Source organism: Kribbella hippodromi (genome assembly GCF_039531045.1).
GTDB lineage: Bacteria > Actinomycetota > Actinomycetes > Propionibacteriales > Kribbellaceae > Kribbella > Kribbella hippodromi.
On record NZ_BAAAPH010000004.1, the window covers coordinates 373,910 to 394,722 of the forward strand.

A 20,813-nucleotide genomic window follows, 5' to 3' on the forward strand; every position below is an offset into this window, starting at 1 on the left:
CCAGCCCGCCCGGTCCCGGCTGACCCGCGGGGCCCCAGCTGTAGTCAGCTGAGCTAGCTCCAGATCACCAGCTCGATCTCGCGGCGGCGTTCGGCGAACAGGCCGTCGTCTGCCGTGCTCGTGAGCAACTCCCGCAACTCGGCCTCGAACTCCGGCAGTCGCGCACCGAACAGATGCGGCGTCGAGCTCGACAACGAGAACACCGCCGCGACCACCTGATCGACCGTACGGTCCTCGATCTCGTCACCGCCGACGATCAGCCGGGTCGGCCCTTCGTACCCGGCGGCTTTCATCACTTCTTCTTCATCCGGCAGAGTTTCGATCACGCGTACGCCCCGTCCAGCACGGCGCACCGGCCCCAGGTAGCGCGCGACCAGCGCGTCGATCCCGTCCCACGGCGGCCTCGGGAGCGGCAGTTCGTCAGCCCCGTCGAGCCCCCGGTGCGTGGACGCGCGAACCTGCACCCACCGACCGCCCGGCGCGAGCATTCCGCGTACCAGCCTGGCCACCAGCGGCTGATCCATCCAGTGAAACGACTGCGCGAACGTCACGACCTCGAACGCACCCAGCTCCCCCGGCAGCTGCTCAGCGCGCAACTGGTGCCACTCGGCATTGATGATCCCGGCGTCGTCGGCGCGCCCGGCCGCAACTGTCAGCATGTCGGCGTCCGCGTCCACTCCAACGGCCGCCTTGAAGTACGGCGCGAGCAGCAAGGTCAGCGATCCCGGGCCGCATCCGACGTCCAGCAGCCGCCCCTGACCGTCCAGTCCGAGCTCGTCGCGCAGCGTCTCCCCAAGCGCCTCCGGGTACGCCATCCGCCCGACCGGATAGTGCTCCGCGCCCCCTGCGTACAGGCTCTCGTCCCACGTCCATTCGCTCACGGAGCGAGGCTAGTACTAACCGCTAAGACATTATTGTATGGTTAGCTGGATGGAGCTCACGCAGCGGTACGAGAACCACGGACGGACGATCGCCTGGGATCGGCGCGGGCAGGGACCGGCGGTCGTGTTCTGTCACGGGACACCGTTCTCGTCGCGAGTCTGGAGCGCGTACGCCGATGCCCTGAGCAACGACTTCACCGTGTACCTGTGGGACATGCCCGGGTACGGCGAATCGTCCAAGAGGGTTGACGATCCAGTCGATTTCGATGCCCAAGGCAAAGTGCTCGCGGAGCTGCTCGCGTACTGGGAACTGGACCACCCGCGAGTGATCGCCCACGACTACGGCGGCGCGGTTTCGCTGCGGGCGACCTTGTTCGAGGGGGCGACCTACCACTCGCTGAGGCTGGTCGACACGGTGGCGATTCCGCCGGCCGGGTCGCCGTTCTTCCGGTTCGTGCAGGATCATCCGACGACACTCGACGAGCTACCGGAGTACATCCACGACGCGGTGCTTCGCGCGTACATCCAGAACGCGAGTCACCACGGTCTGCGGACCGATCAGCTGGACGAACTGGTGGCGCCGTGGCTCGGGGCGGAAGGGCAGCCGGCGTTCTATCGGCAGATCGCGCAGTTCGACGAGCGGTACCTGCGGGAGATCGAGGCGAACCTGCATCGGCTGACGATCCCGGTCACTGTCCTGTGGGGCGCGGAGGATCGCTGGATACCGACCGCGACCGGGCGCAAACTGGCTGGTCTGATCCCGTCCGCGAAGTTCATTGAGATCCCGGGGTCAGGGCATCTGATGCAGTACGACGCGCCGGTGCAGCTCAACCAGAGATTGCTCGATTCATTGAGAGACCGCTGAGCGTCGGCTGAGGGCCGGCTGACAACTCGGACGCCGACCGCAGCCGAGTGCTCGCGGGCGGTCAGAATCGCCGGCAGGGGTTCGTTCCGGGGCCTTCGCGTCGTACTCTGCTGGGCGGGGAACGATGACTGGACGGTACGCCGGCCGGGCATCGCAAGGTTGGTCATCGCAGGGGGGAACCGCGTGATGCTCGATGGTGCGCGCTGGGGTGCGCGATGAATTCACTCCGCCGGATTCTGGTCTGGATCTCCGGCGCCTCGGCCGGTTTGGGGGCCGCGCTGGCGGCGACGATCCCGTTCGACAATCCTGAGCTGGTCGACCTGTCCCGGCGCGGCGGTACGCCGGGAACTCACCATGTCGCGGTGGACCTCGCCGACCCCGAATCGTGGCCGGTGGTGGACAAGGACTTCCGGCAGCGGATCGTGGCCGGCGATCCGGAGCTGGTCGTGTTCATCCACAACGCGGGCACGCTGACGCCGTTGGGGCCGGCCGATCGGGTCGACACCGTGCAGTACACACGCAACGTACTGCTGAACTCCGCGGCCGCGCAGGTGCTTGGGCATTCGTTCCTGAGCGCGGTCGCCGGGCGGGACTGCGAGCAGCACCTGATCATGCTCTCGTCGGGCGCGGCGCGGCAGGCGCACGAGGGTGAGTCGAGCTACGGCGCGGGGAAGGCGGCGATTGATCAGTGGGTGCGGACTGTCGGGCTGGAGCAGCGGCGGCGCGAACACGGGTGCCGGGTGATTTCGGTGTCGCCTGGGTCGCTGGATACCGGCATGCAGGCGGAGTTGCGTGCGTCCAGCGCTGAGCAGGTGCCGGTGTCGAGCCGCTTCCGCGAGTTGGAGGCACAGGGTCTGCTGGCGAAACCAGAGACGGTTGCGCGGGCGATCTGGTCGCTCCTCGACCGCGACCTGGACAGCGGCACCGTCCTCCACATCCGCGACGTGACCTGACGCGGCGTGTTGCGGCGGGCCGTTCGACGTGGTCTGTTGATGCTGCCTGCTGCTGGTGCCTATTGCTGGGCGAGGCGGTGGATCTGGTCGCGGGTGGCCGGGTAGAGCTCGGTGTACGTCTGCAGCAAGGTCGCGTACGTGTCGGCTGTCGACGGATCGGGTACGACGACGTGATCGGCTTGGGTCCAATCGGTGTCCGGCGGGACTGCCCCGATCCCGATCGCGGCGAGGAGCGCATCGCCGTACGACGCACCGATCGTCTGCCGCGGGATGATCTGCTCGATACCGGCCACATCGCTGACGATCTGCGTCCAGAGGCCGCCCTGCGTACCGCCACCGACCGCGACGACGCGCTCCGTACCGGTGAACGTATCGAGGATCTGGCGCACTCCACAGGCGATTCCCTCGTACGTTGCCCTGAGCAAATGTCCGCGCCCGTGCCGCAACGTCAGACCGGCGATCACGCCGCGCGCGAGCGGATCGTAGATGGGAGTGCGCTCGCCGGCGAAGTACGGGAGGAGTACCAGACCTTCAGCTCCAGCAGGGATTGCGGCCGCCTCGGCGAGTAGGGTTCGAAATGGTATACCACCGGTCAGATCCTGAAGCCAGGTGGTGATTGTGCCGGAGGTGGCCATGCCGGCGGCCAGGGTGTGCGATCCCGGTTCGACGCCGGACGTGGTCCAGAGACCGCGGACGCTGGTCGGCGCCGGGAGGACCTGGACGAAGAACATCGTCGATCCGTACATGAGCATCAGGTCGCCGGGGCGACGTACGCCGACGCTGAACGCTTCTGCCCAGGCGTCGACGGTGCCCGCGATGACCGGCGTACCAACTGCCAGACCGGTCGCCGCGGCCGCTGCTTCGTGGATCACACCGACCTGTTCGGACGGCCAGACCAGCGGCGGGAGCGCGAGGCCGGGTAGCACGGCTTCGACCCAGTCGGTGGCCCAGTCCTGCCGGTGAATGTCGTAGAACGGGTCGCATTGGCTGGCCGTGTGATGGTCGAGCACCCACTCGCCGGTGAGGCGCGCGATGACGTACGTGTGTGCGCTGAACCAGCGGTCGTCCGGCCGCCACGCCGCACCCGCGTCCCGCCGCAACCAGGCCAGCTTCGGGCCGATCGCTTGGCTGGACAGGTCTTTCCCACACCGCTCGAGGATCGCGTCCGCGCCAAGCTGCTCGGTGAGCTCGACGATTTCGCGCGTGGCGCGGGTGTCGATCCCGTACAGGATCGCGGGCCGGCGCGGTACGAGCTCGGCGTCAGTCTGAACGACACACGGCCCGAGCCCAGACACACAAACAGCAGCAACCTCGATGCCCTCAGAACCCTCACCGGCGACGGTGCCGGCGGTGCCGGTGGAGGCGGCGGTGGAGGCGGCGGTGGAGGCGGTGGCGGCGGTGGCGGCGGTGGCGGCGGTTGAGGTGGAGGTGGTGGAGGTCGAGGCGGCGGTGGCGGTGGCGGTGGTTAGTTCGGTCAGGATCTCTGCGACCTCGGTCCACCAGTCGCGGACGGGATCCATCTCCGCCCAGCCCGGCCGCGGCAGGCTTGGGGCGTGGTCACGCCGGGCGACCGCCACGACTTCACCGTCGAGCGTGCAGAGGACGCCCTTCGTACTGCCGGTACCGATGTCGACCCCGATGACGAAGCTCATCCGTCGATTGTCCAGGTGCGGTCCGGGCTGGGTCAGGCGGCTTTGGTGAATTGGGTGTCGTAGAGGTCGGCGTACAGGCCGCCGTGGGCGAGCAACTGCTCGTGGGTGCCGCGTTCGCGGATCTCTCCGTCGGCCAGCACCAGAATGATGTCGGCATTGCGGATTGTTGACAATCGGTGGGCGATCACCAGCGACGTACGCCCGACGAGCGCGTTCGCGAGGGCGGTCTGGACGGCAGCTTCGGATTCGGAGTCCAGGTGCGCGGTCGCCTCGTCCAGGATCACGATGGATGGGGACTTGAGCAGGAGCCGGGCAATCGCGAGGCGCTGGCGCTCACCACCGGAGAGCCGGTACCCGCGATCGCCGACCACCGTGTCGAGACCATCTGGCAGATTGTCGACAAGATTCGCGATCTGCGCGGCCTCGAGCGCCTCGTGCAGTTCAGCGTCGGTAGCGTCCGGCCGGGCCAGCTGCAGGTTGGCGCGGATCGTGTCGTGGTACATGTGCGAGTCCTGCGTCACCACGCCGATCGCCCGGCGCAGTGAGCTCTGCGTCACGGCGCGTACGTCCTGACCACCGACCAGTACGGCTCCGCCAGTGGCGTCGTACATTCGGGATACCAATGATGACAGCGTCGACTTGCCGGCACCGGACGGCCCGACCACAGCGACCAGCTGACCAGGCTCGACGGTGAACGTCACGTCCTTCAGCACCTCGTCACCGGTCTCGGCCGACAACGTCGCCACGGACTCCAACGAAGCGAGCGAGACATCCTCGGCCGACGGGTAATGGAACGACACGTGATCGAACTCGATCGACGGCTCGGCCGTACGCGGCAACTCCTTCGCGTCTTCACGATCCGCGACCATCGGCCGAAGATCGAGCACTTCGAGGACGCGCTCGAAGCTGACCAGCGTGGTCATCACGTCGACCTGGATGTTGGACAGCGCGGTCAGCGGGCCGTACAGCCGGTTCAGGTAGGCGGTCAGTGCGACGACGGTACCGATACCGAGCGCTCCTTCGACCGCGAAGATCCCGCCCACGCCGTACACCAGGGCAACCGCGAGCGCGGCGACCAAGGTCAGCGAGACGCGGAAGATGCTGCCGTACATCGCCGTGGTGACACCGATGTCGCGGACCCGCGCGGCCTTGCCGGCGAAGTCCTTCGAGGAGTCCTGGGTCCGCCCGAACACCTTGGCCAGCACCGCACCGGCGACGTTGAACCGCTCGGTCATCGTCTGCGCCATGGTGGCGTTCAGCCGGTACGTCTCGGCTGTTGCCTCGCGCAACTTCCCGGCCAGCAGCCGGGCCGGGATCACGAACAGCGGAAGCACGACCAGCGCCAGCAGCGTGATCTTCCACGACATCACGAACATCGCGGCCAGTACGAGGGTGACGCTGAGCAGATTGCTGACCACGTTGGACAAGGTGGAGGTGAACGCCTGCTGGGCGCCGAGTACGTCACCGTTCAGGCGCTGGATCAGCGCACCGGTCTGGGTGCGGCTGAAGAACGCGACCGGCAACTGCTGGACATGGTCGAAGACCTTGGTGCGCAGGTCGTACACGAGACCTTCGCCGATCCGTGCTGAGAACCAGCGCTCGGCGAGCGTGACCGCACCGTTGACCAGGGCGAGCAAGGCGACCACGAGGGCGAGCCAGACGACGACCTCGGCGTTCCGGGGGACGATGCCGCGGTCGATGATCGCGCGGAACAGCAGCGGAGTGACCGCGCCGGTGCCGGCGTCGAGCGCGACGAGAACGAGAAAGGCGGCCAGATAGCCGCGGTACGGGCGGGCGAAGCCGAGAATCCGGCGCAGCGTGCCCGCGCTGAGCTTGTGATGCCGGACGGAGGAGTCCTTCAGCAGCGACCGCATCGCGCGCCCGCCGCCCCCGCCCGGGAGTCCAGAGAGTTGTGACATGCAGTTCCTTCCGGTTCGAGATATGCTGAGGTTAACTCACTATGAGAAAACCTCACAAGATCCGGATTTGTTCCCGCGGGCACGAGCACAGCCGGCGCGTACGCGGCGAACCGTTTGACTAGGCTCTGCACATGCCCGCTGCCGATGACACCGCGGAACAGATCGCCGCCCTGCTGGACGGGATCGTCCGCCGCCAGCGCCGTGGCTCCCGGGAGGGCTTCAAGGACAGCGTCACGCACGGTCAGTTCCGGGTGCTACGTACGCTCGACCACGCCGGCCGGGCGCTCCGCCTGAGCGAACTGGCCGCCCAGCTCGGCATCGTGCCGCGCTCGGCCACCTCAGTGGTCGACGATCTGGAAAGCGCCGGCCTGGTCGCCCGCCAGCCGGACCCGAAGGACCGCCGCGCCACCCTCGTCGACCTCACCCCCGCCGGCCGCCACATCCTCACCACCCTCCGCGAAAAACGCCGCGCCGTGATGGCCACCCAACTCGCCCGCCTCACCCCCGCCGAACAAGAGACACTCGCCCACCTCCTCCACCGCCTCACCGAGGACTGACCTGGATCTCCACGACGATTGCCGGGATCGTGCAATCGACCGGTGGTTCGCGGGCGGCGGTGGTTGGTTGGGCGTATGCGGATTGCGACTACTACGCCGGTGCAGGCGGCTGGGATGGTTCGGCGGGATCAGGAGTTGTTGCTGGGGGTGGTTGAGGGGAAGAGCGAGGAGGAGCTGCGGACGGCGTACGAGGTGAACGACGGGCCGCTCGGGCACTTTTGTGACTCGTTGCATGACCTGGTTGCGCATGTGTTGATGTGGGACGAGATCACCTTGGCCGTACTGCGGGATGCCGTGGCGGGGCGGATGCACTGGAGCCTTGATCCGCGGTGGGAGACGGCGGAAATCGGGAGTGCGCTGAACTTCGGCGGCGTCGAGGCGGGGCGGCGGATTCCGTCGGAGCTGCTGCTGCACCGGTATACCAAAGTTGGCGCGGCCCTGGTCGCGGAGATCGAGCGGTACGACGAGAGCACCTGGGCGGACCCGTCGACCGGCGGCGGGTACGACGGTGGCATCGGCGCGCTTGCCGAGTACGTGTCCACGACGCCGGATGGTGTCTTGTTCGGGCACGCGGGCCGGCACTTGTTCCCGAAGGCGGTGTCCGGATGAGATCCGAACTCGTCGACAATGCGGAGTTCGGCGCGGAGACCGATGCGGTGCTGAAGCACCTTGCCAATCTGCCGGGGTACGCGGCTGATCCGTACGAAGCCTTGCTCTTGGACCGGGAGGACCTTCCGGACCCGGTCCTCGCGGGTGAGCGGGATCCGCGGGTTTCGGTCGAGGAGGTCGACATCGCGTTGCCGGGCCGTACGCTGCGGGCAATGGTATACCGGCACGCGACCCGGCCGCGGCCGATCGTGCTCTGGCTGCACGGTGGCGGGTTCGTCGGCGGTCATTGGCGCGACATCGAGTACGCCGCGTCGGGGATCGCTGCCAACGGCAACGTTACCGTTGTCTCACTCAACTATCGGCTGGCGCCTGAAAACCCTTATCCAGCGGGGCTTCGCGACGTATATGACACGCTCACCTGGCTCCGTACGAACCTGGACGGCGACGGGAGGATCGCGATCGGCGGGCAGAGCGCAGGTGCCGCGCTTGCGGCCGGGGCGTGCTTGCTGGCGCGCGAGCACGGTACGCCACTCCCCGACCGGCAACTGCTCTGCTACCCGACCCTCGACCTGCACCCGGACGAGGACTGGCACGAGTGGTACTTCGGCGCCAACGAAAACGTCCCGGCGTTTGGTATACCACTGCGCGCGACCAGTCTCGCCGGTCTACCACCCGCGCTCATCCTCGCTGCGGGACGCGATTCGTTGCGCCCCGACGCCGTCGCGTACGCGGACCGGCTGCACCGCGCCGGCGTACCCACCCGCCTGGTCGAGTACGCCGACACGATGCACGCGTTCCTGAACTTCCCGGGCGTACTCTCCGCCGGACGGCACGCGGTCGAACTAATAGGTGCGGAGCTGCGGACGACCTTCAGTGCACGCCGCTCATGAGCCGCCGAATCGGGCGAACGCCCAGCGCCACCGCGCCGCCCAGCACCAAGGCGACCGCACCGATGATGCCGAAGTACGCCGTTTCGTGATCGGTGCTGTAGAACTTCGAAAGTACGCCGGACAGCGCCGTACCCAACGCGACTGACAGGAAGAACAACGCGACCATCTGGGTACGGAACGCGTCCGGCGCGAGTTTTGTCGACAAGGAGAGACCGACCGGGGAGAGCAGCAGCTCCGCGATCGTGAACACCAGCAGGATTCCGGCCAGCCCGAGCAGCGGCGCACTGTTCGGGCCGCCGCCGGCCATCGTCAGGAAGAGCAGGAACGCGACGCCCATCACCGACAGCCCGAGACTGAACTTGACCGGCGTCGACGGCTGCCGCGGACCGAGCTTCGTCCACAGCGCCGCGAACACACCGGACAGCACGATGATCATCACCGGGTTGATCGACTGCACGAACGACACCGGCATCTGCCAGCCGAAGACGGTCCGGTCCAGCCGCTGGTCGGAGTAGATCGTCACGACCGTGAACTGCTGCTGGTACAGCGACCAGAACGCCGCGCTCGCGATGAACAGCGGGATGAATGCCTGTACGCGCTTCCGCTCGACGTCGGTCAGGAGCTTGCTGGTGAGGATCACCGCGAAGTAGATGATCGCGGCGATCGCGCTGACCACCGCAACCGCGGTCGCGAACCGGGACGCGGGCAGTACGCCCGAGACCAGCAGTGCGACGACCACCACGAGGACCGCGCCCGCGATCAGCGCGATCTTGCGTCCCTCCTCGGCCGGGAGCGGGTTGGGTACCTCGCGCGCGGCGGCGCTCAACCGGCGGCGGCCCGCGCCGTACTGGACGATGCCGAGGAACATCCCGACCGCCGCCAGGCCGAACCCGTAGTGGAAGCCGACGTTCTTCTGCAGCAGTCCGGTCAGCAACGGTCCGACCAGTGCACCGAGGTTGATGCCGAGGTAGAACAGCGAGAACCCGCCGTCGCGCCGGTCGTCATCGGCCGCGTACAGCGTGCCGACCAGGGAAGTGGCGTTCGCTTTCACGCCGCCGCTGCCGAGCGCGATCATGACCAGGCCGACCGCGACGCCGCCGAGACCGGGGATCACCGCCAGCGCGATGTGGCCCGCCATCACGACGATCGCGCTGTAGAACAAGGTGCGCTCGGCACCGAACAGCCGATCGGCCAGCCAGGCGCCGAGGATCGTCGACAGATAGACCAGTCCGCCGTACGCGCCGACGATGCTGGTCGCCGTTCCCTCGTCGATGCCGAGGCCGCCGCGGTCGGCGGAGTAGTACAGGTAGATCAGCAGGATGCCCTGCATGCCGTAGAACGAGAACCGTTCCCACAGCTCCACCCCGAACAGATTGGCGAGCACTGGCGGATGCCCGAAGAACGTGCGCTGGGTTCGCTCGGTTTCCGGCTGGCTCACGGCACAGTCTCTCCCTCGAGTCGGCACAGTGCTGGGTCACTGCGGTGAACGGCCGGCGATCGGCCGGGGTTGGCTTCGATCGGCCGGGTTGGCTTGCGATCGGCTGGGCGGTGCTCTGGGTCAGTGATCGGCGCGGTGGGTGAAGAAGCGGGCCGGGTTGCCGGCCGCCCGCGGATTCGACGCCAGCCAGGTGGCGAACGAGTCGGGATGCCGGCGCTCCAGCTCGTCCAGGTAGGCACGGCGTACGTCGACCATCGCCTGGCGACGGTCCGCACTCACGGCCCGCTGCAACTGCGTGAAGCTCCGTCGCCAAGCCAAGCACAACTCGTCGTCGGTCAGCTGGCCGACGCTCCGGACGACCGCCGACAAGTACTTCGGCAGCGGCCAATCAGCCACCGGGCGTACGCCGGCCCCGAACACCTCGGCCCGCCGGTCCGGTGCCTTGGGCAACTTCATCCGCAACCGCCGCCCCTCGGCGCGACGCTCGGCCCGCCGCTCGGAACGGCTTTGAGCACGATGCCCCGAGCGGCTCTCGGACCGGCCCTCCGACCGGCTCTCGGAGTGGCGCTCGGCACGGCCTTGGGCGCGGCGTTCAGCGCGGTTCTGCGCCCGCCGTTCAGCACGGCGTTCGGCACGGCTTTCGGTACGGCGCCCGGCCCGGCTTTGGCCAGGACGATCAGCGCGACCTCGGGCGGGTTCCTGCGACCGTGCATGCGGCGGCCGCTCGTCTGACCGGAAGTGCGCGGCCGTACGCGCGGACGCATGCGCTTCAAGCTCCGTACGCCCCGAACGCATCCAGCTGACCGCCGGCGGCGAGACCGCGGCAATCAGGGCCAGCAACGCCAGCACCCCCGCACCGACAGCGGCGGCGAACCCGCACACCGAGATCACCATCAACCCGCCGAGCACGCCCCACCGCGGAACCAGGTTCACCAGGTCTCTGGACGGCAGGTCGCGGCCGAGCCCGATGCTCAGACAGACGGCACCTGACGTCAGGCCCGCCACCATGAACGCCACCAGGTTCGTTCCCGGCGACACGAACACCAGCGCGGCGAGCACCCCGATCGCGGCCAGCGCGCCGACCGCTGCCCGCCAGATCCGGACGTACCGCAGCTCGATGTCGACCATGCTCACCCAGTGCCCCATCGCCGGGCCTCCAACCGGGAGTTCGCCTACCCCCAGTGTTACTCGCCGCGGCCCCGCAATGAAGCCTCGATTCCCCGCCACGCCGATCCGTTTTCGCGGCCCGGCAACCCCGCTTTGAGAAGCCACCATTCATTTCACCGGCCCGCAGGTACGCGGCAGCTTCCCAAAGCGCGGCCGAGCAGGGCACGCGGGCGCGGGGTGGAGCCCGGGGGTCGGGTGTGGGGTGTGGGGTGTGGGGTGTGCAATCGGTTGCAGGGTGGGGTTAGGGTGGGGGGATGGCGTCACGGTTGGGGCGGGTGGCGGGGGTGACGATCGGGGATGTCGCGGCGGCGGCCCGGGTGTCGCGGTCGACGGTTTCGCGGGCGTTCACGCGGCCGCAGTTGCTCAGTCCGGCGACCGTCGAGCACGTGCTGACGACCGCGGCCCGGCTTGGGTACGTGGGCAATCAGGCGGCGCGGGCGCTGTCGACCGGGCGGTTCGGGAACATCGCGGTGGTCGTACCCGACATCGCGAACCCGTTCTTTCCGCCGCTGGTCCGGAGCCTCCAGCTGGCCGCGGAATCAGCCGATCTGGCGGTTTTTCTTGGCGATTCGGATGAGTCCGCGGAGCGGGAGGCGAAGCTGATCGCGCGGCTCGCGCCGCAGGTCGAGGGGTTCGTACTGGCCTCGCCGCGCTTGTCCGAGCAGCTGATCCGCGAGCTCGCCGCGACCCGGCCGGTCGTGCTGGTGAACCGGGATCTGGACGGGATCGCGCGGGTGCTGATCGACTCGTCCGGCGGGATGACCGAGGCCGTGCTGCTGCTCAAGAAGCTCGGTCACCAGCGGCTCGCGTACCTGGCCGGGCCGCGCGACTCCTGGTCGGACGGTCAGCGGCGTACGACGTTGGCGCGCGTGTCCGAGCAGGCCGGGCTGACCGTCGAGGTGATCGAAACCGGGCGACCGAGTTACGCGGCGGGACGCGATTCGGTGGCGGCGATCGTACGGTCGGGGGCGACGGCCGCGATCGCGTTCGACGATGTCGTGTCGCAGGGAGTGCTGGCCGGGCTGGAGGTGCGCGGGATCTCGGTGCCGGCGGACTTCAGCCTGGTGGGGTGCGACGACACGCTTGCCGCGCTCACCAGTCCCGCGCTCACCACGGTCTCGGCGGGCGCGGCGAGCGCTGGGGCGGCGGCCGCGAAACTCCTCATCAGCCTCCTGGAAACCCCGGACAGCGGTCGAACCGCGGCTGGTGGCAGCGCTGGCCCGGCCCCTGGTCACGGCGGGGATGTAGGTGGGGCCGGCGGGGCGTGCGTGCGGATCGGGACGCACCTGGTGGTTCGGGGTACGACGGCGGTGGCTCGGGCCGGTGTTGTGACCTGAGACGGTCAGAGGCGTTGACGTGCAACCGGTTGCATGCTGGAATCACGGACATGACTCGGATCGCGATCGCCGGCGCCGCTCATCCGCACGTGGGGTACGCGACCGCCGAGGCCGACCAGCGCGATGACGTCCAGCTGATCGCGGTCGCCGACCCGGATCGAGCCACGGCCGAGCGGTGGGCGACGCCGTACGGCGCGAAGGTCTTCACCGACCACCGCCGGATGCTCGACGAGACCCGGCCGGACGTGGTGATGGTCGCGGGCATTTACAGCGATCGCGGTCAGGTGGTCGTCGACGCGCTCGACGCCGGCGCACACGTGATCGCCGACAAACCGCTGTGTACGACCCTCGCAGACCTCGACGCGATCACCGCCGCAGTACGCCGCACCGGCCGCCACGTCACCCTCCTGCTGGAGAAGCGGTACTACCCCGTCACCCGCGCCGCGCTCGAGATCGTCCGCTCCGGGCAACTCGGCACGATCCACGGCGTCACGTCCTCCGGGCCGCACAAGCTCAATCGACCGACCCGGCCGGCCTGGTTCTTCGACCGGGCGCAGTACGGCGGCCTGCTGAACGACCTTTCCGTGCACGACATCGACGCCGCGCTGCTGTTCACCGGTCTGACCAGCGGTACGGTCAGCGGTGCGCTCGCCGGAGATCCGGACTGGCCACGGTACGGGGTGGCGACGCTCAGCGGGCCCGGCGCACTGATCACGGCGGGCGTTGATTGGCTGACGCCGGCCGGTTCGCCCGTACACGGGGACTATCGGATGAAGCTCGTCGGTACGGCCGGTACGGCCGAGCTGCTGTGGGCGCGCAACCGCTTGCAGCTGATGACGACCGAGCTCGCGCCGCACGACGTACCGTTGCCGAACGGTTTCCGGCCCGCCGAGCTGCCACTCCAGGCACTTGCTGAGGGCAACGAGCCGGAGATCACCACCGCACAAGGCCTTTTTGTCACGCGGCTCGCGCTGCTGGCTCAGCAGTCGGCGGAGAGCGGCGGCGCACCCTTGCCTTGGGCAACCGAAGCTCGATTGTGATGATGAGAGAAGGTCCTATGCGTTTCGCCTTGATCGGTGCCGGTGTGATCGGTGCCGTGCACGCTCGGCTGATCGAAGCCCTCGGCAACGAAGCCGAACTCGTCGCGGTGGTCGATCGTGACCTCGAACGGGCCGGGAAGCTGGTCGAACAGTACGGCGGGCGCGCGTACGCCAATCCGGCCGATGCGTACGCGGCGGTGGAGCTCGACGCGGTCGGGATCTGCTTGCCGAGCGCACTGCACGCGGACGTCGCGATCGAGGCGCTGCAGGCCGGAAAGCACGTGATCGTGGAGAAACCGGTCGACATCACGCTCGCGGCCGCGGATCGGCTGCTGGCGGCGCAACGGTCGACCGGGCTGACCGTGTCCGTGATCAGTCAGCGCCGCTTTCAGCCGCCGGTCGCGCAGATCCGGGCCGCGATCGACACCGGCGCGCTCGGCCGCGTCACCTCCGGGATCGCCGAGTCGGCGTTCTTCCGGCCGCAGTCGTACTACGACGGCGACGACTGGCGCGGCACGCTCGCGGTCGACGGCGGCGGCGCGCTGATGAACCAGGGCATCCACGCGCTCGACCTGCTGGTCTGGATGCTCGGCCGCCCGGTCGAGGTCAGCGCCCAGACCGGCCGGCTCGCGCACGAAGGGATCGAGGTCGAGGACCTGGCCGGTGCGTCGATCCGCTTCGAGAGTGGCGCGATCGGCTTGATGCTGGCCAGCACGGCCGCGTACCCGGGGCGTCCGGTCCGGTTGACGATCCACGGCGATCAGGGCACCGCGATTCTCGACGACGACGAACTCGCGTACTTCGCCGCGGCCGATGCTGGTATACCAAAAGCGCCCGTCCTCGAGGGTCCCAGCGACTGGGGTCCGGTCGAGCTGGCGCACCTCGCGCAGTACCGCGACTTCATCGCCGCTGCCCGCGAGGGACGCGCCCCGATGGTGCCGGTCGAGGCCGGGCGCCGGTCGCTGGCCACCGTGCTCGCCGTCTACGAATCCGCCCGCGCCGGGCACCCCGTCGAGATCAAGGAGGACTGACGCATGCCGCTCCGCGTCGCCCTGGTCGGCACCGAAAACAGCCATGCCGACGAAATCATTCGCCATCTGAACGTCGAGGAAGTCGCGGACACCGCGCGCATCGTCACGCTCGTCGGAGCGGACGACGAACGCAACCGTGCACTCGCGGCCGCTGGTGGGATCACTGAGATCGTGCCGACCTCGGCTGAGTTGATCGGCAGCGTCGATGCGCTGATCGCTACCAATCGCGACGGGGCACTGCATCGCGAGCACGCCGTACCGTTCCTGGAGGCTGGTATACCAGTATGGGTCGACAAGCCATTGGCGGCCAGTACGGCGGATGCGCGGGCGATTCTTGCGGCGGCGGAGCGTTCTGGTACGCCGGTCACGTCGTACTCGGCGGTGCGGTGGGTCGCGGATGCGGATGCTCTTGTGGCAGAGGCGGCTGCTATTGGTGAGCTGCAGGCGGTGACTGTTACCGGGCCGGCGGATCCGGACAGTGAGTACAGCGGGATCTTCTTTTATGGCATCCACGCCGCGGATCTCGCTCAGCGGCTCGCGCCGGGTGAGCCGGAGGCGGTCGCGGTCGAGCGGGTCGGGTCGACCGTTGTGGTGCGGTACCGCTGCGATGGCGTACTCGTCACGCTGCAACTGGTGAAGCCGACCGAGGATGCGCGGGTCCCGTTCCACGCGGAAGTGGTCGGGCGCACCGGGCTGGCCAGTCGGGACATCCGGCTCGATGCGGACTACGTCGTACCCGGCCTGCAGGTGTTCTTGAAGATGCTCACGACCGGTGAACAACCGCTAGCCAACAACACCATGCTGGCCCCGATCACCGTCCTCGAGCAGGTGTGACGCTCACTTGTGGCAGCTACGGTGGTTAGCGGGTTCGGCCGCCGCGCTTGCCGTTCGGTGCTTTGCCGGGTGCGGGCCGGCGGCTCACATCCCCGATGGGCTCGACGCGTAGCACGTTGTCGCCATCCTTGACGTTGAAAGCCTCGTTCGGATCCGGGCGGCCATCGTGGATCGCCTTCACAATCCGGTCGCGATCCTCGGGCGTCGAGTCGGTGCCGCTCATCGCTCCTCCATTCAGGTCGAATACACCGATGCTCGCAGCTCGGCGGGTCAGCCCTCACCCATCGCCGCCTCTCACCCATCGCTGCCCCTCACACATCTCCGCCTCGGGCCGTTTCACTTGTATGGACAAGTACGAGCGACGAGTGGATCGGGCGGACTGGGACGCGGTGACCGCTGAGGTGGACGATCTCGGGTGTGCGCTGCTGCCTCAGTTGCTTACCCCGAGCGAGTGCGCGCGCATCTCCGCCCTGTACGAGCAGGCCGATCACTTCCGCGCAACGATCGACATGGCCCGGCATCGGTTCGGCGAGGGGCAGTACCGGTACTTCGACCGGCCGTTCCCGGAGGCGGTCGAAGCGTTGCGGCAGGCGTTGTATCCGCGGCTGCTGCCGATCGCGCGGGAATGGTATACCAAACTTGGCCGGGAGGCTGAGTGGCCGGACACCCTGGACGAATGGCTGGACATCTGCCACGCCGCCGGCCAGCCGCGCCCGACCCCGATCCTGCTCCGGTACGGCGCCGGTGACTGGAACGCGCTGCACCGCGATCTGTACGGCGACAAGGTGTTCCCGCTGCAGGTCGTGATCAACCTGAACGACCCCGGAATCGACCACACCGGTGGAGAATTCCTGCTGGTCGAGCAGCGACCGCGGGCGCAGTCGCGGGGTACGTCGACGCTGATTCCGCAGGGTCATGGGCTGGTCTTCACCACCCGCGACCGCCCGGTGAAATCGGCCCGCGGCTGGTCCGCCGCCCCGGTACGCCACGGCGTCTCCGCCATCCGCTCCGGCCGGCGCCACACCCTCGGTTTGGTATTCCACGACGCCAAATAACCCCGCCCCCGGCACTCACCGCCCAACCACCCCGGGCCACACGAGAGTGGATCTCCACCCGTGTGGTGCCGCGTTGGTCAGCGGTGGGGTTAAGGGGTGGTCAGGTCTGTGCAGATGGTCCAGGCGGCTTCTTGGATGAGGGCGGCGGTTTCTGGGGGCAGGCCCTTGACCGGAGTTTCGATGCCGACTGGGTCTGCTTCGAGGAGGGCGATCAGGAAGACGCAGGCGCCCAGGTAGCTGCCGGCCATGGTGGGGTGGCTGTTGTCGGATTCATGCAGGATCGGCTCGTCGTGGGTGGCGAGGAAGCGTTCCCAGACCGGTCCGACCGGGACGAGCGTCGCGCTGAGCTCGGCGGCGGCAGCGGCGTACGCGTCGGTCAGCGCTTTTTGGGTTTCCGGGGCGTTCCGGCGGGCCCAGGTCAGATAGAGGACGGTACGCAGACCCGCGTCGCTGATCGCGGCGCCGAAGTCGCGGGCGCTCTCCCGGAACCGGTCCGGGCTCTTGATCGGAAGGGTGCTCTGCTCCTGGAGTACGACCGTGTCGAAGCCGCCGGTCGCGATCTGATCGAGCGCTTTGCCGGCGTTCAGGTGCTGCCGGAGCGACGCTCCCCCGACCGAGATCACCTTGTGCTCGACCGCGATCCCACGCGCCGCGGCCAGCCCCTTGACCAGCCCAGGCAGGTTGTTGTTGGACGTGAAGCTGTTCCCGACATAGAGAATCCGCACGCCCAGGACGGTACCTCCTGGAGCGCCACCTGGGTACGCCGAACTGCCGAACATTGCGCCTGCTGACAGGCGACACGGTGCCCTTCGGGGAACTACGGTTGGGCGGGTGACGATGCGCTTCTCGATCAACATTCCGAACTTCGGGGACTTCGCCGACGTGCGTACGGTCGCGCGGGTGGCGACCGCCGCTGAAGAGGCTGGGTGGGACGCACTGTTCGTGTGGGACCACGTGGTGCACAGCAAGGAGTCGCGGCGCGGGCAACCGTTCGGGGATCCGTGGATGCTGATGACGGCGGCGGCGCTGGCCACGTCGCGGATCCTGCTCGGGCCGCTGGTGACGCCGGTGGCGCGGCGGCGGCCTGAACAGCTCGCCCGGCAGGTGGCGACGCTCGACGGGGTGAGCGGCGGGCGGGTGGTCTTCGGCGCCGGGCTTGGTGGGCCGATCGAGGACGAGTTCGGGAGTTTCGGCGACGAGACCGATCCGAAGGTGCTGGCCGAGAAGCTCGACGAGGGGCTCGAGCTGCTGGCCGCGTACTGGTCGGGTGCTCGGGTTGATCATGCCGGGAAGCACTATCGGGTCGATGACGTCGAGTTGCTGCCGGCAACGGTTCAACGGCCGCGTCCGCCGGTGTGGATCGCCGGGTACTGGCCGCGGAAGGCGCCGATGCGGCGGGCGGCTCGGTGGGATGGTGCGGTGCCGTTGTTCGCCAGTGCCAACCACGGGAATGCGCCGGCGGTTGACGAGGTGCGGGAGCTGGTCGCGTTTCTCGAGGCGCAGCGGGAGGATCGGAGCCGGCCGTACGACGTGGTTGTCGGCGGGATCAGTCCGGGTGATGCAGCTGCGTCGCGCGCGCTGATCGAACCGCTCGCCGAGGCCGGCGCGACCTGGTGGGACGAACGACAGCTGATCCGGGGCACAGACTTCTACCGCCTGGAGCCGGTCATGCGCCGCATCGAGCAGGGCCCACCAACCTTCGCGTAAACCCCTGCGCCCGGTGCAGTGCTAAAACCCCCTGCGCCCGGTGCAGTGCACCGGGCGCAGGGCTGTATGCAGGCGGGCAGCCAGGCTGAGGTGGAGCAAGCGCGGCCGGGCGGTGGGGTACTTAGACTGCTGGTATGAGTGAGGAGCAGCCGGCTTGTTGTGCGCCGTCTCGGGTGGGTGGGGCGGTGGAGCAGCCGCAGCCGGGCGGGGCAGGCGGAGAGCGTGCGCCTGGTGGGGTGGGGCAGCATTTGGTTGAGCAGGTGGTGGTTCCGGGTGGGATGTTTTTGATGGGGAACCCCAACGGAGATGAGAATGCCGGGGATGGGGAGTTGCCGGTCCATCAGGTTGAGTTGGACGGGTTCAGTATCGACTCGACCAGCGTGACCAACGCGGACTTCGGGCGGTTCACCGACGCCACCGGGTACAAGACCGAGGCCGAGATCTTCGGGTACTCCGCGGTGTTTCATCTCGCGATCGCGGCTGCGCCGGATGAAGTGATGGGGCCTGCGTCGGGTACGCCGTGGTGGGCTGGGGTGAAGGGCGCCGACTGGCGGCATCCGGGTGGTTCCCGGTCGGAGCTGGACGGCCTCGAAGATCATCCGGTCGTACACGTCAGCTGGAACGACGCGGTCGCGTACTGCAAATGGGCCGGCCGCCGGCTGCCGACGGAAGCGGAGTGGGAGTACGCGTCGCGCGGCGGTCTGGAGGGGGCGCGCTACCCGTGGGGCGACGAGCTGATCGGCGACGACGGAATCCACCGGTGCAACATCTGGCAAGGCGAGTTCCCGCGGAAGAACACCGAGAAGGACGGCTTCCTCACCACCGCCCCCGTGCGCACGTTCGAGCCGAACGGCTACCGCCTGTGGCAGACGGTCGGCAACGTCTGGGAGTGGTGCAACGACTGGTTCGGCCCGCGGTACTACAAGTTCTCCCCCGCCGCGAACCCGCCCGGCCCGTCACTCGGTGCGGCCCGGGTCATCCGCGGCGGTTCGTACCTCTGCCACGACTCGTACTGCAACCGCTACCGCAACGCCGCCCGCTCGTCCAACACCTCCGAGTCCTCAATGGGCAACGCCGGCTTCCGCACCGTCGCCCTCTGAGGCACGTGAGCGCAGACCCGGCGTACTGGCTGCAACCCCGGCGACCGCGGCGATGCAGAGCAATGCGCCGGAGGCCAGCGACGCGACTGGTGACGTGAACTGGGCAACCAAACCGCCCCGGAGATTGCCCAGGTCCGGACCGGCCTGGCCGACGATCTGCTCCGCGGCGCTGACCCGGCCCAGGAGCTCAGGTGGCGTGTACAGCTGGATGATCGTGCTCCGCGAAACCACCGCGAGCGTATCCGCGGCGCCGGCCACCGCGAGGCACACCAACGCCAGCCACGGCACCGGCGAGAACGCGAACAGCAGCAGCGCGATCCCCCACGCCGCCGACCCGCACAGCATCACCACACCATGCCGCGGCAGCCGAGTGAACGTCCCCGAGAACACCGTCGAGATCACCCCGCCGACGGCGATCGCGGTCAAGAAGAGGCCGAGCGTACGCGGGTTGTTGCCGAACCGCTCCGCGTTGATCACCGGAAACAGACTGATCGGCATCGAGAGAACCGTCGCGGCGAGATCGGTGATCAGTGCACCGCGGATGACCGGCGTCGACGCCACGAAGGTCAGACCGTCCCACACGCCACGCAGACCGGGCTTCGCGGTGGATGCGATCTGCATCCGCGGCAGACCGACTACGCCGTACATCGCGGCCAGGAAGCTGACGGCGTCGATCAGGTAACACACGCCGACGCCCCAAGCGCCGATGATCAGGCCGCCGAGCGCGGGGCCGAGCAGCATCGCGCCTTGGAAACCGATCCGGTTCAGGGCGATGCCGGCGGCGAGCTGGTCGCGGCTGAGCAGGTGGGGAAGTACGGTCCGTGCGACCGGTCCGGCGGTTGCGCCGAAGCACGCCTGTACGCCGATCAACACGAGTAGCACGCCGACCGGCACCCGGCCGAAGATGAGCTGGCTCGCCATCACACTGGCGACCAGGAGTTGGCCGATCGTGGTGACCAGGTAGATCCGGCGGCGTTCGAGCCGGTCGACGAGGGTGCCCGCGAACAGGCCGAGGAAGATCAACGGCAGCGCTTGCGCAAGCCCGACGGCACCGGTCCAGGCCGGGCTCGACGTCTGGTCCCAGACCTGGAACATCACCGCGACGAACGTCAGCTGCCCACCGAACCCGGACAGCACTTGGCCGATCCACAACCGCCGGTACGCCACCACCCGCAACGGCCGCAGATCGATGAACGCCCCCTTCACTCCCCCAAACCTTCCAGCCCCGCCGCACCTTCCGGCCCAGCCGCACCTTCCAGCCTCGCAGCGCTTTCCGGTCTCGACCCACCGTCCGGCTCGCCCACCCCTTCGAGCTTCGCGGCGATCCGGGCGTGGAAACTCTTCCGCGCCAGCGCCGCCTCGACGTCCCGCACCACTTGGGTCATCGAGTACGGCAGCTCGGCCTCCAGCTCGACCAGCGCGGCGTCCGTGGCCGACCACTCGGCCGCGAGCAACTCGACCAGCTTCTTCGACTTCGCAGTCAGCGTCACCCGCTTACTCCGCGCATCAGCTCCCGGCACAGTCCGCACCAGCCCCGCCGTACGCATCCCCGCGACCTTCTGGCTCAACGCCGAGTGCGTCCGCCCGGTCACCTCCGCCAGCTCGGTGATCGTCAGCGGCCCCTTGTAGTGCAGTTGCAGCAACTCCCGTACGTACGTCGGTTTGAGGCCGTCGATGCGCCGGTCGGTGTAGATCCGCGCGACGTCGGCGTCCATCCGGGCCAGCAACTCGTACAGCGGCTTCCACTGGCTCTTCTCGGTCGGGTCGTCCATGACGAG

The 20,813-nt window shown here is 68.4% G+C and carries 21 protein-coding genes; 12 read left to right on the forward strand and 9 right to left on the reverse strand.

Going from position 1 to position 20,813, the window contains the following annotated elements:
* Positions 1–53: 53 nt before the first annotated feature.
* Positions 54–881, reverse strand: a complete 828-nt coding sequence (locus tag ABD260_RS08680) for a class I SAM-dependent methyltransferase (RefSeq protein WP_344232861.1) — start codon at positions 879–881, stop codon at positions 54–56.
* Positions 882–930: 49 nt separating this feature from the next.
* Here ABD260_RS08680 and ABD260_RS08685 point away from each other — a divergent pair, with 49 nt between their 5' ends.
* Entirely contained in the window at positions 931–1,746 is an 816-nt protein-coding gene (locus ABD260_RS08685; RefSeq protein ID WP_344232862.1) for an alpha/beta fold hydrolase, read from the forward strand.
* A 215-nt stretch (positions 1,747–1,961) separates the two neighbouring features.
* Positions 1,962–2,699: an SDR family NAD(P)-dependent oxidoreductase gene (locus ABD260_RS08690; protein WP_344232863.1), complete on the forward strand. Its 738-nt coding sequence runs from the start codon at positions 1,962–1,964 to the stop codon at positions 2,697–2,699.
* A gap of 59 nt (positions 2,700–2,758) precedes the next feature.
* Here ABD260_RS08690 and ABD260_RS08695 read toward each other — a convergent pair whose 3' ends face one another.
* Positions 2,759–4,351 (reverse strand): FGGY-family carbohydrate kinase, encoded by a 1,593-nt coding sequence (locus tag ABD260_RS08695; protein WP_344232864.1) that lies wholly within the window; start codon positions 4,349–4,351, stop codon positions 2,759–2,761.
* A gap of 32 nt (positions 4,352–4,383) precedes the next feature.
* Complete coding sequence (locus ABD260_RS08700; protein ID WP_344232865.1) at positions 4,384–6,270, reverse strand: ABC transporter ATP-binding protein; 1,887 nt, start codon at positions 6,268–6,270, stop codon at positions 4,384–4,386.
* A 131-nt stretch (positions 6,271–6,401) separates the two neighbouring features.
* Here ABD260_RS08700 and ABD260_RS08705 point away from each other — a divergent pair, with 131 nt between their 5' ends.
* The 3 genes from ABD260_RS08705 (at position 6,402) to ABD260_RS08715 (ending at position 8,326) form a co-directional block, all read left to right on the forward strand.
* On the forward strand, positions 6,402–6,827 hold the full coding sequence (locus ABD260_RS08705) for a MarR family winged helix-turn-helix transcriptional regulator (protein ID WP_344232866.1): 426 nt from the start codon (positions 6,402–6,404) through the stop codon (positions 6,825–6,827).
* Positions 6,828–6,902: 75 nt separating this feature from the next.
* Complete coding sequence (locus tag ABD260_RS08710; RefSeq protein ID WP_344232867.1) at positions 6,903–7,436, forward strand: hypothetical protein; 534 nt, start codon at positions 6,903–6,905, stop codon at positions 7,434–7,436.
* Positions 7,433–8,326, forward strand: coding sequence for an alpha/beta hydrolase (locus tag ABD260_RS08715; RefSeq protein WP_344232868.1), 894 nt, complete (start codon positions 7,433–7,435; stop codon positions 8,324–8,326). The genes ABD260_RS08710 and ABD260_RS08715 overlap by 4 nt, the downstream gene beginning before the upstream one ends.
* Here ABD260_RS08715 and ABD260_RS08720 read toward each other — a convergent pair.
* Entirely contained in the window at positions 8,307–9,764 is a 1,458-nt protein-coding gene (locus ABD260_RS08720) for a peptide MFS transporter (protein ID WP_344232869.1), read from the reverse strand. The genes ABD260_RS08715 and ABD260_RS08720 overlap by 20 nt on opposite strands.
* A gap of 120 nt (positions 9,765–9,884) precedes the next feature.
* Complete coding sequence (locus ABD260_RS08725; RefSeq protein WP_344232870.1) at positions 9,885–10,910, reverse strand: hypothetical protein; 1,026 nt, start codon at positions 10,908–10,910, stop codon at positions 9,885–9,887.
* Positions 10,911–11,185: 275 nt separating this feature from the next.
* Between ABD260_RS08725 and ABD260_RS08730 the strand changes: the two genes are divergently transcribed.
* The 4 genes from ABD260_RS08730 to ABD260_RS08745 are packed head-to-tail and all read left to right on the forward strand — an operon-like array spanning position 11,186 to position 15,173.
* Positions 11,186–12,268, forward strand: coding sequence for a LacI family DNA-binding transcriptional regulator (locus tag ABD260_RS08730; RefSeq protein ID WP_344232871.1), 1,083 nt, complete (start codon positions 11,186–11,188; stop codon positions 12,266–12,268).
* A gap of 50 nt (positions 12,269–12,318) precedes the next feature.
* On the forward strand, positions 12,319–13,308 hold the full coding sequence (locus ABD260_RS08735; RefSeq protein WP_344232872.1) for a Gfo/Idh/MocA family protein: 990 nt from the start codon (positions 12,319–12,321) through the stop codon (positions 13,306–13,308).
* A gap of 17 nt (positions 13,309–13,325) precedes the next feature.
* Entirely contained in the window at positions 13,326–14,339 is a 1,014-nt protein-coding gene (locus ABD260_RS08740) for a Gfo/Idh/MocA family protein (RefSeq protein ID WP_344232873.1), read from the forward strand.
* A 3-nt stretch (positions 14,340–14,342) separates the two neighbouring features.
* Positions 14,343–15,173, forward strand: coding sequence for a Gfo/Idh/MocA family oxidoreductase (locus ABD260_RS08745; protein ID WP_344232874.1), 831 nt, complete (start codon positions 14,343–14,345; stop codon positions 15,171–15,173).
* Positions 15,174–15,198: 25 nt separating this feature from the next.
* On the opposite strand, the gene ABD260_RS08750 is transcribed toward ABD260_RS08745, so the two are convergent.
* On the reverse strand, positions 15,199–15,396 hold the full coding sequence (locus tag ABD260_RS08750; protein ID WP_344232875.1) for a hypothetical protein: 198 nt from the start codon (positions 15,394–15,396) through the stop codon (positions 15,199–15,201).
* 121 nt (positions 15,397–15,517) lie between these two features.
* On the opposite strand from ABD260_RS08750, the gene ABD260_RS08755 reads away from it, so the two are divergent.
* Positions 15,518–16,228: a 2OG-Fe(II) oxygenase gene (locus ABD260_RS08755; RefSeq protein ID WP_344232876.1), complete on the forward strand. Its 711-nt coding sequence runs from the start codon at positions 15,518–15,520 to the stop codon at positions 16,226–16,228.
* Positions 16,229–16,317: 89 nt separating this feature from the next.
* On the opposite strand, the gene ABD260_RS08760 is transcribed toward ABD260_RS08755, so the two are convergent.
* Positions 16,318–16,953 (reverse strand): hypothetical protein, encoded by a 636-nt coding sequence (locus ABD260_RS08760; RefSeq protein WP_344232877.1) that lies wholly within the window; start codon positions 16,951–16,953, stop codon positions 16,318–16,320.
* Positions 16,954–17,065: 112 nt separating this feature from the next.
* Between ABD260_RS08760 and ABD260_RS08765 the strand changes: the two genes are divergently transcribed.
* Both ABD260_RS08765 and ABD260_RS08770 read left to right on the forward strand, forming a co-directional pair.
* Positions 17,066–17,935 (forward strand): LLM class flavin-dependent oxidoreductase, encoded by an 870-nt coding sequence (locus ABD260_RS08765; RefSeq protein WP_344232900.1) that lies wholly within the window; start codon positions 17,066–17,068, stop codon positions 17,933–17,935.
* Between the two features lie 134 nt (positions 17,936–18,069).
* The gene (locus tag ABD260_RS08770) at positions 18,070–19,035 is read left to right on the forward strand and encodes a formylglycine-generating enzyme family protein (protein WP_344232878.1); all 966 of its coding nucleotides are present in this window, start codon (positions 18,070–18,072) and stop codon (positions 19,033–19,035) included.
* Here the strand turns inward: ABD260_RS08770 and ABD260_RS08775 are convergent.
* A complete protein-coding gene (locus ABD260_RS08775) occupies positions 18,997–20,241 on the reverse strand; it encodes an MFS transporter (protein WP_344232880.1) in 1,245 nt (414 codons plus the stop codon). The genes ABD260_RS08770 and ABD260_RS08775 overlap by 39 nt on opposite strands.
* A complete protein-coding gene (locus ABD260_RS08780) occupies positions 20,238–20,807 on the reverse strand; it encodes a MarR family winged helix-turn-helix transcriptional regulator (RefSeq protein WP_344232881.1) in 570 nt (189 codons plus the stop codon). Before ABD260_RS08780 ends, ABD260_RS08775 begins: the two co-directional genes overlap by 4 nt.
* Positions 20,808–20,813 lie beyond the last annotated feature (6 nt).